At 58.7% G+C, this 15,198-nt stretch carries 14 protein-coding genes, 1 tRNA gene and 4 pseudogenes; 7 read left to right on the top strand and 12 right to left on the bottom strand.

What is annotated here, in order from left to right; translation table 11 throughout:
• Positions 1 to 22: 22 nt before the first annotated feature.
• Both WH91_RS20120 and WH91_RS20125 read right to left on the bottom strand, forming a co-directional pair.
• Positions 23 to 1,045, bottom strand: coding sequence for a substrate-binding domain-containing protein (locus WH91_RS20120; RefSeq protein ID WP_046172800.1), 1,023 nt, complete (start codon positions 1,043 to 1,045; stop codon positions 23 to 25).
• 363 nt (positions 1,046 to 1,408) lie between these two features.
• Positions 1,409 to 2,164, bottom strand: a complete 756-nt coding sequence (locus tag WH91_RS20125; RefSeq protein ID WP_046172801.1) for an IclR family transcriptional regulator domain-containing protein — start codon at positions 2,162 to 2,164, stop codon at positions 1,409 to 1,411.
• 184 nt (positions 2,165 to 2,348) lie between these two features.
• On the opposite strand from WH91_RS20125, the gene WH91_RS20130 reads away from it, so the two are divergent.
• Together WH91_RS20130 and WH91_RS26260 are read left to right on the top strand one after the other, a co-directional pair.
• Positions 2,349 to 2,424 (top strand) — tRNA-Ile (locus WH91_RS20130).
• A gap of 100 nt (positions 2,425 to 2,524) precedes the next feature.
• Positions 2,525 to 2,656: a DUF6538 domain-containing protein gene (locus tag WH91_RS26260; protein WP_428040676.1), complete on the top strand. Its 132-nt coding sequence runs from the start codon at positions 2,525 to 2,527 to the stop codon at positions 2,654 to 2,656.
• Between the two features lie 231 nt (positions 2,657 to 2,887).
• Here WH91_RS26260 and WH91_RS20140 read toward each other — a convergent pair.
• Positions 2,888 to 3,264, bottom strand: a pseudogene (locus WH91_RS20140) (transposase); the annotation flags it as partial.
• Between the two features lie 372 nt (positions 3,265 to 3,636).
• Here WH91_RS20140 and WH91_RS20145 point away from each other — a divergent pair.
• Positions 3,637 to 4,881, top strand: a complete 1,245-nt coding sequence (locus WH91_RS20145; RefSeq protein ID WP_158409616.1) for an ABC1 kinase family protein — start codon at positions 3,637 to 3,639, stop codon at positions 4,879 to 4,881.
• On the opposite strand, the gene WH91_RS20150 is transcribed toward WH91_RS20145, so the two are convergent.
• The 7 genes and pseudogenes from WH91_RS20150 to WH91_RS20175 form a co-directional block, all read right to left on the bottom strand.
• Positions 4,867 to 5,877, bottom strand: a complete 1,011-nt coding sequence (locus tag WH91_RS20150; protein ID WP_046172804.1) for an NAD(P)/FAD-dependent oxidoreductase — start codon at positions 5,875 to 5,877, stop codon at positions 4,867 to 4,869. The genes WH91_RS20145 and WH91_RS20150 overlap by 15 nt on opposite strands.
• Positions 5,874 to 6,308, bottom strand: coding sequence for a DUF3429 domain-containing protein (locus WH91_RS20155; protein WP_052953010.1), 435 nt, complete (start codon positions 6,306 to 6,308; stop codon positions 5,874 to 5,876). Before WH91_RS20155 ends, WH91_RS20150 begins: the two co-directional genes overlap by 4 nt.
• An 84-nt stretch (positions 6,309 to 6,392) precedes the next feature.
• Positions 6,393 to 6,518, bottom strand: a pseudogene (locus WH91_RS23815) (DUF2256 domain-containing protein); the annotation flags it as partial.
• 64 nt (positions 6,519 to 6,582) lie between these two features.
• A complete protein-coding gene (locus WH91_RS20160; protein ID WP_046172805.1) occupies positions 6,583 to 7,116 on the bottom strand; it encodes a DUF427 domain-containing protein in 534 nt (177 codons plus the stop codon).
• A 275-nt stretch (positions 7,117 to 7,391) separates the two neighbouring features.
• Positions 7,392 to 8,612 carry an AMP-binding protein gene (locus WH91_RS20165; RefSeq protein WP_052953011.1) on the bottom strand — a complete coding sequence of 407 codons (1,221 nt, stop codon included), beginning with the start codon at positions 8,610 to 8,612 and terminating at the stop codon, positions 7,392 to 7,394.
• The gene (locus tag WH91_RS20170) at positions 8,609 to 9,898 is read right to left on the bottom strand and encodes a sensor domain-containing diguanylate cyclase (RefSeq protein ID WP_046172806.1); all 1,290 of its coding nucleotides are present in this window, start codon (positions 9,896 to 9,898) and stop codon (positions 8,609 to 8,611) included. Before WH91_RS20170 ends, WH91_RS20165 begins: the two co-directional genes overlap by 4 nt.
• Before the next feature lie 8 nt (positions 9,899 to 9,906).
• Complete coding sequence (locus WH91_RS20175) at positions 9,907 to 10,275, bottom strand: hypothetical protein (RefSeq protein ID WP_199533563.1); 369 nt, start codon at positions 10,273 to 10,275, stop codon at positions 9,907 to 9,909.
• 217 nt (positions 10,276 to 10,492) lie between these two features.
• Between WH91_RS20175 and WH91_RS20180 the strand changes: the two genes are divergently transcribed.
• The 3 genes and pseudogenes from WH91_RS20180 to WH91_RS20190 all read left to right on the top strand — a co-directional run.
• Positions 10,493 to 12,133: a putative bifunctional diguanylate cyclase/phosphodiesterase gene (locus WH91_RS20180; RefSeq protein ID WP_052953012.1), complete on the top strand. Its 1,641-nt coding sequence runs from the start codon at positions 10,493 to 10,495 to the stop codon at positions 12,131 to 12,133.
• 12 nt (positions 12,134 to 12,145) lie between these two features.
• Positions 12,146 to 12,574 carry a BLUF domain-containing protein gene (locus WH91_RS20185; RefSeq protein WP_046172807.1) on the top strand — a complete coding sequence of 143 codons (429 nt, stop codon included), beginning with the start codon at positions 12,146 to 12,148 and terminating at the stop codon, positions 12,572 to 12,574.
• A gap of 12 nt (positions 12,575 to 12,586) precedes the next feature.
• Positions 12,587 to 13,052, top strand: a pseudogene (locus WH91_RS20190) (integrase core domain-containing protein); the annotation flags it as partial.
• A gap of 57 nt (positions 13,053 to 13,109) precedes the next feature.
• Here WH91_RS20190 and WH91_RS24415 read toward each other — a convergent pair.
• A pseudogene (locus tag WH91_RS24415) lies at positions 13,110 to 13,284 on the bottom strand (transposase); the annotation flags it as partial.
• A gap of 112 nt (positions 13,285 to 13,396) precedes the next feature.
• Positions 13,397 to 13,843: a pseudoazurin gene (locus WH91_RS20195; RefSeq protein ID WP_046172808.1), complete on the bottom strand. Its 447-nt coding sequence runs from the start codon at positions 13,841 to 13,843 to the stop codon at positions 13,397 to 13,399.
• A 216-nt stretch (positions 13,844 to 14,059) separates the two neighbouring features.
• Between WH91_RS20195 and nirK the strand changes: the two genes are divergently transcribed.
• Positions 14,060 to 15,190: a copper-containing nitrite reductase gene (nirK, locus tag WH91_RS20200; protein WP_046172809.1), complete on the top strand. Its 1,131-nt coding sequence runs from the start codon at positions 14,060 to 14,062 to the stop codon at positions 15,188 to 15,190.
• The last annotated feature ends 8 nt before the right edge of the window (positions 15,191 to 15,198 follow it).

Here is a 15,198-nt window from a genome sequence, read left to right on the forward strand (position 1 = left end):
TTTCAGCGCGGCCCGGGTCGATTTACTTAGCGCCGGCTTCGAAAGAAGCCAGAACTTCAGCGGTCTTGTCGGCTGCCTGAGGGATCAGGCCAGCGGCTTCGAGTGTGCCACCGGCACCTGAAGTCTGCTCGGACAGGAAGAACTGTACGTATTCTTCGATGCCGGGGACGACGCCGATGTGCTGGCCCTTGACGTAGAAGAACAGTGGGCGCGAGACGGGGTATTCACCGGCAGCAACGGTTTCAGCCGACGGCAGGATGCCGTTGACGGTAGCAACCTTGAGCGAGTCGGTGTTCTGCTCGTAGAACGACAGGCCGAACACGCCGACTGTCTCGGGGTTGCTGGTCAGGCGAGCCAGAGTCTCGGTGTAGTCGCCCGAGATCTCGATAACCACGTCCTGACGGAATGTGGTGGTGGCCGCTTTCTTCTCGTCGTCGGTCAGGCCTTCAGGAAGACCGGCTTCTTCAGCGCCAGCATCGACGACTTCGAGCTGGAACACTTCACGGGTGCCGTGATTGGTGCCGGGGATAGCGAGCGAGATGGCCTGGTCGGGGAGCGCAGCGTCGATCTCGGACCACTTGGTATAGGGATTGTCGACCAGAGCGCCATCAACCATGACCTGGGCGGCGATTGCCTTGTAAACCTGGATCGGGGTCAGTGCGAAGTCTGGGCCCGACGAGGACGAAGCAAACACGATGCCGTCGTAGCCGAACTGGACTTCACGAACGTCGGTCACGCCAGCGGCGGTGCAAGCCTCGAGTTCGCTGTCCTTGATCTTGCGCGAAGCGTTCGCGATGTCGATCGTGTTGTCGCCAACACCTTCACAGAACTGCTTCAGACCGCCGCCGGTGCCGCCCGAACCAACAACCGGAGTGTTGAATTCTGGGAAAGCAGCGCTGAACTCTTCAGCAACGATCGAAGCGAAAGGCAGCACGGTGGACGAGCCAGCGATCTGGATGGTGTCACGCGACTGGGCGAAAGCAGCGGTGGTGCCGAAGGCGGCGAGCGCGATTACGGCAGCACTGGCGTAGAGTGCGATCTTCATGGGGAGTTCCCTTTTTACGAATTCAGTTCAAACCTGGCCGGCCTTTGGGGCTGTTCTCGCCCCTGTCCTGCCTTTGACGAGGGGGACCATATGGGGGCCACGCGACAGTTTTATTGCTGTTTCATGACGCGTTTGTGACAAGTTAATGCATTGAAATGATTGAGCTGTTTGCGGAATAAACCGGCTCAAAGGGTCAATTATGACTCTGGAATGTGACATTCGGGCGGACTCGCACGGACTCCTGCTCAGGTCGCTGCAGGTGGGCAAAGGGCGGCTGCTACGAGCCCCAGCCGCGGAATCGATGCGCCAGGATCAAGCTTAGGCCGGGTTTATGACAGGCATGCATCGGTCCGGCAGAGGGCATCAGCGCAGCAGGGGGCGGACCTCGGCCTGGACCTTGCGCATCAGCGGCAGGAAATTGGCGATCATGTGCGAGGTGGAGGCGCGCGCCGACTGGGCACCGATATTGAGAGCGGCGACGGTCTGGCCCTGGGCATTGAACAGCGGCACCGCGATGGAACAGAGGCCGAGTTCAAGCTCCTCGTCGATCACTGCGAAACCCTGTGCGGCGACGACGGCAAGTTCGGTGATGAGCGAGGGCAGGTCGGCTTTGGTTTTTTCCGTATAGGCGATGCGGTCGGAGCGCTCGAGCACGTCGCGGGCGACAGCAGCGGGCATGGCGGCGAGCAGGATGCGGCCCATCGAGGTGCAATAGGCGGGCAGGCGCGCGCCGGCGCCGAGATTGATCGACATTACGCGACGATATGAAGCGCGGGCGATATAGAGAATTTCGGTGCCATCGAGCACGGCTGCCGACGAGCTTTCGTTGATCTGGCCGGACAGCTCTTCGAGGAAGGGCTGGATCAGCCGCGGCAGCGGCGTGGCAGCGAGATAGGAATGGCCCAGATTGAGCACGCGTGGGGTGAGGCGGAAGAATTTGCCGTCGTAGTTGGCGTAGCCGAGATGGGTCAGTGTCAGCAGGCAGCGACGGGCAGTTGCGCGCTCGAGGCCGGTCCGATTGGCGACGTCGGTGATCGACTGGCTGGCGTGTTCCTCATCGAAGCACTCGATGACCGAGAGCCCCTTGACCAGGCCATTGATGATATCGCCTTCGCGCATGGTGCTTCTCCCTTGCGGCAGGATGTAGCGCAGGCGGGGCGGCTTGCGAACAAAAATCGCCCGACGAACGAGGGGAGGAAGGGGTGCCATCGGCGTACGATTTGGCCCGGCTGGCAAAAAGTTCAACACGAGCAATCGACTTCCCCTCTTGCCAGCGGTGGACAGGCTGATATGAGGCAGTTGAGGGCCCATAGCTCAATGGTTAGAGCCGACCGCTCATAACGGTCTGGTTCCAGGTTCGAGTCCTGGTGGGCCCACCAGTTTTCCTCTAAGTCTTTGCTATTCCTTATTTATCGCCGCTTTTTGGGCTTGCAAGCCCCCGGGATGCATAACAATATGCATAACATGGACGACGAAGATATGGCTCTGCCGGCTCACGTGGCGCTCGGAAACGGCGTCTATCAGTACGTTCGACGCGTCCCTGAGGATCTGGTCCACGCATTTGCGGGACCACGGATCCAGCGATCACTCAAGACCCGTATCCACCAGTGAAGCGCGGCTTCTCGCGGCCCAGGTGGCATCGAGATTGAACGCCAGTTTTCTGAAACGCGCCAACAAGGGTGTGGTGGTGGCCATCTCCATCAGCGAAGGCTGGAAGTGGCCCGACTGGGAACGATTCGTCTTTGGTTCAAAGCCGCCTTGGTCGAAGAGGGCACCCAGGCCCGCTTGAAAAACCTCACCGGCCCGCAACTTGCGCTAGCACGTCGCACGGGGCCCGCAGCCGCTGCTCCGGCTGATATTGAGCACCAGCGCCTGCCGGGTCACTGACAGATCATGACCCCGACCGATCATCGCTTTGCGCTCAACAGGCCGGCTTTGCTGAGCGCTCCTTCCAAAAAAACGTTCTCCAGTATCAACTGGCCGATCTTGGCGTGCAGTGTCTTCACATCCACTGTCGGCACGAAGGGCTCAGGGCGAGCCTCGCCGCCAAAAACATCTGCAGCGCCTTCCAGAGGCTGGCTGCGCCATTGCGTAATCTGATTGGCATGCACGTCAAACTGCCGAGCCAGTTCCGCCAGGGTCATCTCACCCTTGATGGCGGCCAGTGCTACTTTCGCCTTGAACACCGGCGTGTGCTTGCGGCAGAGTCGGCTGGTCAGGTCGCTCCGGTTCGCTGCAATACTGGCCGCCATCAGGCACAAAATCCACCAATCCCGCCGTGCACATTTCCCCAGCCACCTCTGCCGCCGGGCTTTCCCTTTTGTCCACATCTTCTCATCGTTGCCGCGTCCGTTCGGTGTTCGCGATCGCTTGTAAGGCAGGGCGCCCGGATATTGCAGGTGGCGTCTGCCTTTTTGGACTTGGGGCCATCTGCGCTCAGCTGTCGTGAACGATCCAGCGATGGAGCGGGTTCGTACAAGGATTAACAAAGGTGATGCATGTCCGACGACCGCAAAAATCGGCCTGTGCCAACTGGAAGGCTGGAGCGATTATTCGGACTTGGCGCCATGGCCGGATCGATTGGCGCAAGAATGGCATTTTCCAGTGCCCGGCAGCTATTGAGCGGCAAGCCTCCGAGGTTGGGCGAACTGGTTCTGGCGCCTGCCAATGCCCTTCGCGTCGCCGAGCAACTGTCGCATCTGCGCGGTGCTGCGATGAAATTGGGACAGTTGCTGTCCATGGATGCCGGTCAAATCCTGCCTGACGAATGGTCGACAATTCTGTCGCGCCTGCAAGCTAACGCGTCGCCCATGCCGACCCGGCAACTCGAACAGCAGTTGTCCCTGCAGTGGGGCCCAAGCTGGCGGGATCGGTTCGATCATTTCGCCATGACGCCAATTGCCGCCGCTTCCATCGGGCAGGTGCATCGTGCCAGGACACGCGCGGGCCGCGATCTGGCCATCAAGGTGCAATATCCTGGTATCGCCGCGAGCATCGATAGCGACCTGGACAATATCGTGTCCTTGCTGCGCCTGTCTCGGCTGGTTCCAGCGGCCGTATCGCTTGATGCGGTTGTCAAGGAGGCGCGCCGGCAGTTGCAGCAGGAAGCGAACTATATCTATGAGGCTGACCAGATCCGGTGGTATGCCAAGCTGGTTGCCGACGATCCGACCGTGCTGCTGCCCGAAGTCTATGGCGACCTGACTGGCCAAAGCGTGCTGGCAATGAGCTTTATCGAGAGTGAACCGATCGACTGGTTGATCGCCCGTCCACAGGCCGAGCGAAACCGCATTGCCGAACGCCTCATCCGCCTGACGCTGCAGGAAGTATTCGTCTTTGGGGTGATCCAGAGCGATCCAAACTTCGCCAATTTCCGCTATCAACCGATATCCGGGCGTCTGGTCCTGCTAGATTTCGGCGCGACGCGCAGTATTCCAGCCGAGCTGACCGGAAAGTTGCGCGAACTGCTGCGGGCTGCGCTGACGGGCGACACGGCAAGGCAGCGCAGCGCCATGCTCGACATTGGATATTTTGAGCCGCAACAGTACCGGCTGGCAGAGCTGGCAGTCGATCTGCTGGCAATGGGAATGGATAACGTCATGGCCAGCCCGCTATTCGATTTTGTGACGGCTGACCTGCCGCGCCGGGCACGTGACCGGGCGCTGGCTTCAGGGTTTAGCGCCGACCTGTGGTCCATTCCTCCGATCGATACTCTTTTCGTGCATCGCAAGATCGGAGGCATGTATCTGCTGGCCAGCCGGCTCGGCGCAAAGATCGACATGCGCGCCTTGCTCGATGAGTTCGCAGCTCCCCAAGCGTCACTAGTTGTCCGGTGAACGAGACGACAGGCCTTCGGCCTCGTTGATCATGGCAGCCAGATCCAGCGCGCTGAGCACGGTATGCTCGATGCGGCTGCCAGTGGTCCAGTCGCCCGTTGCGGCGAGCTGAAGCGATAGATCGACGTATGGTTGACTGTCCGGCTGCGGCAGCCGGCGCGCAGAGGCCCAGCGATGCGTGGCCTTGTAGGCCGCCAAATCCGGCTCTATCCCTGTGGCCTCGCGCAATGCTTTGCCCAGCAGCCGACCCAGATCTTCGATTTCCTGGCCGAGGTGCTGGGCCGCCCAGTTGCTGGTCGAATGGACGACGAGCGTGGTGCTGGACAGGTCTCGCCCCGGTTTGGTCGAATTGACGCCGATCCAGTCTATAGCTGACGCTGATACCCGGGCCGCGACCCATGGCAGGCTCAGCGGGCGCTCAAAACCCAGCATCAAAGCGTAGCAGGGAGCCATCCTGGTAGTCGTCAATGGTCCGCCTGACGGCGCATTATCGGCAAACAGCGCCATGGTCTGGTGCGCTGTGGTTGTCGAAACTACCCAGTCGAACAGGCCGTGATCGGTTCCGTGCACATCGATCAGCTGCCAGCCGTCGGGTGTCCGGGCAGTCAGCGGGTCAATCTCGATACCCAGTCGCAGATCGAGGCCAAGCGCGAGCGCTTTTGCCACGCTGTTCATGTTGGGCACACCGACATAATGCAGGTCGCGCAGCTCCCCAATGGAGGTGACGGCACCATTGTCGATCCTCGCAATGGGTCCTACCCAGGGGGCGGCAGTGCCAACAGCAAGCAACGGCCCGAGAACGGCAGCAAATCTTGGATCGCGGATGGTGAAATATTGGGCGCCGTGATCAACCGCAAATTGGCCGGCATATCGCGTTGCCATGCGCCCGCCCACGCCGCGGCCTTTTTCGAACACCACGACATGGTGATTTCGAGCAAGCTCGCGGGCCAGGCAGACCCCGGCAATGCCCGCGCCGATAACTGCGATCCGCGTCATGCCAGGATGCTCCAAAAGACCAGCCCGGCGCAAAGGCCAATGCTGGCATTGCGCCGCACGGTCCAGAACCACGGCTCGATAACCGCCGCAGACAACAGTTTTCGGTCGATAAACAACAGCACCCCCAACACGATTGCCAGACCGAGAAAAGCGAAGGCGGCCGACCATAGTGAGGCCAGCAGCATGGCCCAGGCGGCCAAGGCGCCAGCATTGCTGGTAATCAGCAGGTTGACGGGCATCGGCTGACGCGGCTGCATGCAGAGGCCCCAATGCATGCCGCACACAAAGCTGGCAATGATGGCGCCGTACGTTAGCGCAGGAAAATTGGCCCAATGCAATCCGGTAGAAATGTGCACAATCAAGGCTAGCCATGGCGGTATGATGCCGGCATAGGCGAGGTTTCGGGCGAGATGTATTTGGCCTTCGGTCATGCCACCCGCCCTGTCCATGTTTCACAATCTATAAAGCTCATCCATCGCTGCCGGACCGCATAGTCTACCGACCAAATGTGGCATCTAGTTAGGCTTGACCTGTCGCTGGGCCCGACAGGCGTCGGAGCAATATCTGACGTCGTCCGATACCTTTGCCCATTTCTTTCGCCAGACAAACGGCCGGTTGCAGGCCGCACAGGTCTTGAAAGGGAGATCTTGTTTCGCGACACGCCTTCACTCAATCTCCCTTCCGCCTTGCCACTCCAGCGGCGTTTCACCAGCCAAGCGAGCCGGGCTCGCCCTTGAACGGCCCGACAATGCCAGGGGTAATCCAGCCGCCATAAAAGCTGCCCGGCTGGGGTGTGACCATCTCACTGCCGACTGAGCACCGATCCATCGGCCCAGCGTAAAATGCAATGAAACCAGCGATGGGTGCAAAACTGTCCGTTGGGGCCGCATAGCGCCAAGCTGCCCGCAGCGCGACCTTTCCGTTTGCTACAACGTCAAAATAGTCAGCTCGGCCCTTCCACTCGCACATGCTTGAGCCGGAAGCTGGCTGGAGCACCCCTGTCTCGATGAAATTGGGGGGAATATAGTAGACCGGCGGGTGACTGGTTTCGAGAACCCGGAAGCATTCGGCCGCTTCCACAATAAGCGTCCCGCCAAAAACGATCTGAATAGGCTTGCCGACATGCTCCAGCCGAGGCGGGCGCGGATAATCCCAGACGCTCTCCTCGCTAGGGCCAGGATTGATAGGGATGGGGAATCGCACCGTGATTGCTCCCTGGCACGGCAACCTTGCCGTCATGCCAGCTACACACTGATACGCTGAAGTACAAGTTCTGGATCTGTCTGCCGCCCATGCCGTCCCGAGGTAGAATCCAACAGAAAGTCGTGGTCCGCAACGTGTCCATGTCGGTCATGTCGGGTTAAGGCACCCTTATTGAGGTGGTCCCGGCAAACTGGACAGGATGCCAAGCTGGTCCCGACGACAAAGACTGAGTTAGTATGAGTGGCTTTCACCACGGACCCCAACAGCGGATCACCACTTGCAACGGCAAGCTGCGGCATTGACGGGATTGGCTATTGCAAATCAAGCCGCTCTTGTGCGCCAACCTCGCGGCTGTTGGGCCCATCACTCCAGTCTTCAAGTTTGCCCATTGCGTTGCATGGAAGGGATGCGCCGAACGTAAAGCTCTTGGGGCGTTCGTGATTGAGCAGTTGTGTCGATACCGTCCGCTCCAGTACGGCTAAGAGATCGGCGGTGTCTCGACAATCCCGAGGAACGATGAAGGCTTTCAAGCGACCGTCTGTATGAAGTCGCACCGATGCGTCGGCCACGCCGCTGACCTCTCGCAACACGCCAGCGATGCGCTGCGGCCAGACGTTTAGCCCGGCGACCTGTACGGCACCGTCGCGCCGGCCCGCAGGCAGCAAAAAGCGATCGCTGGTCCGTTCGACATAGTCGGGCAGTGCCACAAACGCGCCGGTACGGTCGACGAGTTGCCAATCGCCGTCCCCTAGTGTTGTTAAATGCCAACGCGGCAGGAGTTCATATGCAGGTGCGGGCACGTCACGCATTGCGATCGCACCTGTTTCGGATGAGCCATAGACATCGATCAGCCGCGTCAGCCCCGCAGCGATCAAACCGGTCCCAACCAAGTTGTCGAGCGTGCCTGCAGAACTGATGCCGATGACATCCTGAGGAAAGCGGCGTGTTAGCCGCAGCATCGCCCGCCACTGATCTGGTACAGCGACGATCAGATCGCCAGGGACCAAGCCGAGCGGCATGCCAATTGTGCGTACGACAACCGGCACACCGAGCGCGTCGGGGAGTAACGCGGTCCAGATCATTCCGTAGAGATGATGCGCCGGGACTAGCGCAACTACCCGGCGGCGGTCTCCAAACTGCGCAGCGAGGAACGCGGCCTCATCAAGCAAATCCGTTACAACATGCTGGCACGGGCGCGGGCTGCCCGTTGAGCCTGATGTTAGAACAGTGATAGAATTGACCCCAACATCAAGTCCGCGCATGATCCAGTCGATCCATGCGCCGACTGTAAGCGGTCTTTCCTCTCCAAGAATGCTGTCATCAATACCGAACGTCTCCGCCAAAGCACCTAGAGCGCCGAGCTGTTCCAGTGAGTCTAGTTCCAGCCCTTCTTCGCCGATCGACGTTGCTTCCGACCATTCGCCTTGCAATGACTGCGGCGGCTCCGCCTCCCTCAGGCGGCGGGTCTCGACGGCAACCACCGAGCAGGCGATGCGGCGTACGCCCGGACGCTGTAATCGAAGCGAGCTCAAGCTGCGCGGCCTTCCACTTGGTGCACGCGGTTTCGACCGTCGCGCTTCGCAGCGTAAAGACGAGTGTCCGCTAACGCGAGGAGGTCGTCGATCGACCCTTCGGCTTCGTCCAGGGTTGCACAGCCGAAGCTCGCCGTTGCCTTTACGATGCCGCCCGGGCTTTGCACAACGAGAGCAGCGATCGCCTTCCGCATCTCTTCGGCAAGGTCAAGCGCCTGTTCGCGGTCATATCGCGGAAGGATGACGCCAAATTCCTCACCACCAAGCCGTGCGAATATACCACGTGGCGGGAGAAGCCCAGCGCAAGCCGTGGCGACACTGCAGAGCAGAAGATCGCCTATCGGATGACCATGGGTGTCGTTGACAACCTTGAAGTGATCGAGATCTAGGACAATCAATGAGAGTGATTGGCGAAATTCGCGCCAGCGCGTTTGTTCCTGCTCCATCGACTGGCTGAAATGCCGCCTATTTGCCGACCCAGTAAGCGGGTCGCGCGTCAGTAAACGCTGCAAGTCGGCGCCAGCTTCTTCGCGTCGCGGCACGTCCCGCAGAACGACAGAGAAGCCAGTCGGCATCGTACCGTCACCCGTCGATCGTGCGACGACGAGACGTTGGCACCAATAGGGTTCTCCGCCGGCACGCTGTTGCCACCCTTCCTGCAGGTGCCAACCGTCGCTCCCGGCGATCTCGAATTGCTCCTCCAAGCGCAGGTCGCCGCCGGTCTCCTCAGTTCTCAGAACCTTGGCAAGATCCTGCCCGGTAACTTCCAAATGGTTGAAACCTGTCTGGCGGGTGAAGCAGGCATTGGCCGACGCGATCTTGCCATCGGGCGTGATCTCCAGCGTCGCGTAGTCGTGAACGCCGTCTAGCAAGGTGGCAAACCACGTGTCCGCCTGGCGCAGTCGCTGTTCTTGAACGATCTGCTGGCTGACGTCCGTTAAAGTCGCCATGAGGCGATCCGGCCCAAGCTTGACTATCGTGCAAGTCAAAACCTTGGGAGCCGAAGTGCGTCGCCCAACTCCCAAATCGACGAAAATACGATGCCCATCGCAAATTCGACCTATTGGGGCCGTGAAGGCGCTCACGACACTCCGTAATTCCGGCGCGTGCTGTTGCAATGCCGAGAACAAGTTGCTGGCACCACTTGCACCCGCTAGTGGCAGAAGGTGCTGCATTGCGTGGGGGTTAATCATCCCGATTTCGCCCGCGGCATCGCATTCTATCAATCCCACGGGACAAGCGTATAAAAACTCGAGTAGCTCTTCTTCACTTGACCTGTCGGACATGACGGTTCCTACCGCTCGATAAGGACGTAACGTCGCGATTTTCCGGCCGCTGCTAGCAGCCGCAATCGTACCTTCGTCGGTCGCATTCGCAACGTCAGTACATATGGCACGATGTCGTCCAGATCGGGCTCGTCTTCGAACCGCTGTGCAACCATGAAGTTGTTCATGCACTGTGCAACAGCGTCAAAAAAGGGGATCCCGATTACGGTAGCCGGATCAAGCCCCGACATTTGCGCTTCGGTCGCGTTATAGATATTTACCGTTGTATCTTCTGCAAATCCGACCACACCGAACGGCAGCGCATCGCGATCCTCATCGCTCATGGCTTCGAGATCGTTCAACGTTAAGGACTCAAAGGTCACTTCTATTTCTGCCACTGATTAACTCCTTCACAAAACCTTATTCTACTGAGCGTTAAGAAACATATGATGCGAAGGCGTCGCGAATGGCATTAAGAGCCCAACCCATAAAGAGTTTAGCAGTTCCAGCAGGCTGCGGTTCAGTTCGGTTGTGAGACTGAACGGAGACTACGATGGCCTGGACCGAAACGGAAAATTTACCCGGCCCACTCAAAGTACCGTGGGGGTAAATTTTATGATTAAAGCCAAGAACGTTCTGGCGCCGCTTCTGTATGGCGTCGAAGCATCTGACGATCTATTGGCGACCGGAACTATCTGGATATCCAGCGACCTTAGGGTATTGACGTGCAATGGCAGCGCTCAGGCTCTGATCCTAGGCAAGAACTACCAGTCCAAACCCGTTCTAGACCTAATTAGCGACGCTGAAAAATTCGGCATCTGCGCTGCCGGCACTAGAAATGCGTTTGCTGCAATGTTGGTCTCCGGCTCGACCCAGTTCCAATTCGAAATGCGCGACGGACGAACTATAATGGCTCGCGCGAGGATGATGGGTGAAGCCACGCTAGTCGAATTATCGGACGTGTCTTTTGTCGTTCGCAGCGCTCTCAGTCAGCATCGCGATCCTCTGACCGGCCTGGCAACGCGTGTGGAATTGCTCACGCGCCTTTCGCAGGCTATGGAAGACACCGAAAAATCCGCTCATCTATTGTATCTTGACCTCGACCGCTTCAAAGCGGTGAACGATACGCTTGGGCATCCGGTGGGCGATGCGCTCCTTAAGTTGGTCGCGGACCGGATCGGCAATATTTTGTCCGCGCAGGATATCATCGCCCGCTTGGGTGGTGACGAGTTCGCAGTCCTGCTTGCAGAAGTAGACCATCGGGGTGCCGCTGAAGTCTTCGCGACCAAATTGATCGATGTGGTAAGCCGGAGTTATCTTGCCGGTGGTCACTTGGTAAATATAGGTGTCAGCGTCGGGATCGCGGTGATCGGACAAGACGGAAACAACCCGGATGAAATCATAAAGAACGCCGATCTGGCCCTGTTTTGCGCCAAGAGCGAGGGACGCGGTACCTATCGTTTTTTCACCAGCGAAATGGATCGGCAAAGCCAAGAGCGACGGGACCTCGAAGTTGATATACGCCGCGCTCTCGCGATGCGGGAATTCTCGTTGGCGTACCAGCCGCAATACGAAATCAGCGGCCGCCATCTTTTGGGGTTCGAAGCTTTGCTGCGGTGGCAACACGAAGTTCGTGGCGATGTCTCGCCGGCAAGTTTTATTCCCCTCGCCGAGCACCTCGGCCTCATCGTTCCGCTAGGTGAGTGGGTACTGCGGACCGCTTGCTCTGTTGCCGCCGCATGGCCGCCGCATCTCTCAATTGCCGTAAACATCTCGCCCCTGCAGTTCCGCACCGAGCAACTGGTCAGCACTGTTGCCTCGGCACTGGCCGATTCAGGCCTCGCACCAGAGCGACTCGAACTTGAGATCACCGAAGGGGCGCTGCTGGAATATACCGACACTGTGATTTCTGTTTTGACCAAGATCAAGTCAACCGGGGTACGCATCTCCATGGATGATTTCGGCACCGGCTATTCTTCTCTTAGCTACCTGCAGAAATTCCCGTTCGACAAGATCAAGATCGACCAGTCGTTCGTCCGCAAATCCGTGACCGATCCAGACAGCGCCGCGATCGTGCGGGCAGTCTCGGCACTGGGAGAAAGCCTCGGCATGACCACTATTGCCGAAGGTGTCGAAACCGAAGAACAACTGACACAAATATTCGAGCAGGGATGTCGGCAGGTGCAAGGTTTCTTGACCGGCCGGCCGATGAACGCCGAAGCGGTCAGCGCTCTGATCCAACAATCCCCCCTCTAGCAAGAGAAACTCATGTCCGACTATCGGCTTGTCTACTACAGCGCAAACCGCCTATCAGGATCAGACGCAGAAGTTCTGCAGCAGATCGAACAAATTCTCGACACCAGCCGCCGCAACAACAATCTGGTGGATGTTACTGGCGCGCTGATGTTTACCAAAAACTATTTTGGACAAGTTCTTGAGGGGCCTCGGGCCGCCATTGAGGTCACCTTTGAGCGCATACAGCAGGATACGCGGCACGGAGACGTCGCCCTGCTGGAGTTTTCGCCAATTGCAGCGCGCTCGTTCGATAGCTGGTCCATGGCCTTTGTCGGGTCCGCCTACAACGACAGCGCTTCATTTGACAAGATCGGTCGAATGACCGGATTCGATCCGTCAAAGCAGCGCGCTGAAGAGCTGTTTGAGAAGCTGAGGGACCTCGTCCAGAACGCAAAGCTGTAGATAGCTTGACATAGGCTGTGCGGCACGATGCGGGCCGGGGAGGTTACCGACACACTGGACATGGCCCTCACAGCCTCAGGCTGCGATCAGGCCCATGTGCATCACAAACCCCGCCTGCTCAGCGATAATGGTCCCTGCTAGATTGCTCAAGAGCTACGACCATATCGAGGGCCGGGCTATGAGCCACGTCCGGCGCGCGCCAATGCATCCCCAGACCCAGGGCAAGATCAAGCGCTGGCACCAGGCCCTCAAGAACCGCATTCTGCTCGAAAACTACTTCCAGCCCGGTGATCTTGAGGCCCAGATCGCCGCCTTCGTTGAGGATTACAACCACCGGCGCTACCACGAGAGCCTAGATAACGTCACACCAGCCGACGCCTACTTCGGCAGGGCCGCAGCCATCATCAAACAGCGCGAATGGATCAAACGCCTGACCATCCAGCATCGGCGCTTGCAGCACCGAAAAGTCACCGCATAACATCACCCGAAGACGAGCCCGACACCCTGCTAATCGACGACCCAATCTGAGCCAAATGATCTGACGACGGACAACCCACTCATTAAGCGTATGCGCCGAGCAGCCGATCTTCTCGGCCACCGATACCACGGCTGCCCAGCGGGGACGGATACTCCCCGCCATGCTCCTGCACCATCCGCACCGCTCGGGCGCGGACCTCAAGTGAAAACTTGTTCGTCGTCTTGCCTGTCATGCTCCATCCTACTCAAGAGTTGGAGCCTCTGGCAAACGCAGTGCGGTTCAAACCGGTGGCCAAACAAAAACCCGCAGACGTGTCTGCGGGCTGGAGCTGGGGTGTTGAGTTCTCAGAGCCCCAATGCCGTGTAGACCTCGCCAAAGCGTTCGCCGACCTTCTTGGGAACCTTGACTGCCTTTACAGTGTCGAGGTTAGCCAGTTCGTCGCCAACAAAAATCAGCCCGACCATGCCCATGGCAAAGTGCGGCGTACACTTGACGCCATAGACGCCCGGGACGTCGAACGTGACCTTTAACGTCTCGTTGATCTTGCTTTTGAAGGCCTCGGCACCTTCTGGGATCATGTCCTTGATCGTTTCGACATTGTGACCCTTGTCGGTGGGGATGAAGGTCACCGTATCGCCGGGCTGCGCCTGAACAAAGGCGGGCTCGAAAACCATGCTGCCTGCGACGCCCTTGTTGAGCATATGCACTTCATAGTCTGCGGCGAGAGCTGGCGCGACCGCAAACCCCGCAAGGGCAATAGCTGCAATCGCCGTCTTGAGAGCATTGCGCATGATTGGATCTCCTTGATGCGGGGTCCATTCGCGGCCCCGGTGACCCCTCTCTATGCTGCGCGCCGTCGCCCTTCTTTGACTTCAATCAAATACCCAAAACTTACAAAAAAAGAATACGTCGATTATTTGCGCAGGATCAAAGAATTAAAACAACGCAGCCCTTACTCAAGATGATGCGGGCAAGGGGAGAACCGAGCCCAGAAACAGGATAATGAGATGGCAAACCTTCCAGGACTTTCGCGCCGTGCTTTGCTTGCAAGCGCCGCAGCAATTGGGGCTGCAGTGCAACTGGCGGCAGTATTGCCTGCCGCGGCGCAAGAAATTGCTGCAGATGCTGTTGCAACCGATCTGAGCACGCTGGAGCGCATCAAGGTGGAGCTTGTTGCACCGCCTTATGTTCATGCCCATGAACAAGCGGCCATTGGCGGGCCCAAGATCGTTGAGTTCACCTTGACCATCGAAGAGAAGCTGCATGAAGTCGATGACGATGGCACGACTGTCTGGGCGATGATGTTCAACGGTTCGGTTCCCGGGCCTCTGATGGTAGTGCACGAGGGTGATTATGTGGAGCTCACCCTCATCAATCCCGATACCAACCTAATGCAGCACAATATCGATTTCCACGCCGCTACCGGAGCACTTGGCGGGGCGGCCCTGACTATCGTCAATCCTGGCGAGAAGGCCATCTTACGCTTCAAGGCGACCAAGGCCGGCGTTTTTGTCTACCATTGCGCGCCGGCAGGCATGGTCCCCTGGCACGTCACCTCGGGCATGAATGGCGCCATAATGGTGCTGCCGCGCGACGGTCTGACAGACGGCAAGGGCGGGGCTCTTGTCTATGACCGGGTCTATTATGTCGGCGAGCAGGACTTCTATGTCCCAAAGGACGCAGACGGGAACTACATGACCTATGAGAGCGTCGGCGATGGCTATGCCGACACGATCGAGGTGATGCGGACGTTGACTCCAAGCCATGTCGTGTTCAACGGCAAGGTCGGCGCTCTCACCGGCGAAAACGCCCTGACTGCGGCCGTTGGGGATCGTGTGCTGATCATCCACTCGCAGGCTAACCGTGACACGCGGCCCCACTTGATTGGCGGTCACGGTGACTATGTCTGGCAGAGCGGAAAGTTCCACAACGCGCCCGACGTCGACCTGGAGACATGGTTCATTCCCGGTGGTGCTGCAGGCGCGGCGCTCTACACCTTCCTACAACCTGGCGTCTACGCCTACGTCAATCACAACCTGATCGAAGCATTCGAACTGGGAGCTGCGGGCCACTTCAAGGTCACTGGAGACTGGGATGACAACCTGATGACCGGTGTGCTGGCACCCAGCCCGATCTGAACAGTATG

The organism is Devosia psychrophila (genome assembly GCF_000971275.1).
GTDB lineage: Bacteria > Pseudomonadota > Alphaproteobacteria > Rhizobiales > Devosiaceae > Devosia > Devosia psychrophila.